A 782-nucleotide genomic window follows, 5' to 3' on the forward strand; every position below is an offset into this window, starting at 1 on the left:
TTGTCGTCGACTTTGATCTTACCAACATCATGAACAATACCGCCGATCGCCATCTGTTTGAGCGTTTCTTTAGGCATATTCAAATGCTTGCCGAACGTTACCATTAAAGTGGCGACGTTCACTGAATGTTCCAACAAATACTTATCTTTGTTTCGCAGTGCAGATACACAGTTCAAGGCGTCAGAATCGAGTAATACCGACTCAATCATGTCATCAGCGAGACTATCAAGCTCATCGACATTAATCGGCTTACCATCAAAAGTTTGGCTAAGGATTTTGTGCGCAAGCCCCTTAGCTTCGCTAATGATCTTCTCCGCTTTCTTCTGTTGAGAGAAACGACTCACTTTCTTGCGTTTAATAGGTTCAGGCTGTGGCTCCGGCTCTGCAGGCTCAGGTTTAGCCGGTTTTTCAACGACTGTTTTGACAGGTTTGATCACGCAGCCTTTCGCGGAAAGCGACTTATCCACCCACGCGAACTTGATACCATTCTTAACAAGCTGGTCAATCGCTTTTTCAGACGGCACCCTACCCGCATTGGCGAGATTAATACGCTTGCCATCTTCAATCGCAGTCACAAACATACCTACCCCAAGCGAGTCGATAGATATCTTTATGGATTTTTTTGGATCGTACTGCATCGGGTTAATTGCCACTTGTTATTATATTTTTTAATTCTTGCGGATTATAACTCTAATCTAGAGCGTTTACGCCATACCAACAAGCAAGTGCGCGCAAAACATGCAAAATATTGCTCATTTTATTAAATAGGTACTAGTTTTTAC

The 782-nt window shown here is 43.0% G+C and carries 1 protein-coding gene; it reads right to left on the reverse strand.

Going from position 1 to position 782, the window contains the following annotated elements; translation table 11 throughout:
- A partial coding sequence (locus QTO00_RS20325; RefSeq protein ID WP_331426358.1) for an HD-GYP domain-containing protein occupies positions 1–638 on the reverse strand: 638 nt, incomplete at its 3' end.
- Positions 639–782 lie beyond the last annotated feature (144 nt).

It is taken from the genome of Vibrio sp. M260118 (genome assembly GCF_036533755.1).
In the GTDB taxonomy this organism is placed as follows: domain Bacteria; phylum Pseudomonadota; class Gammaproteobacteria; order Enterobacterales; family Vibrionaceae; genus Vibrio.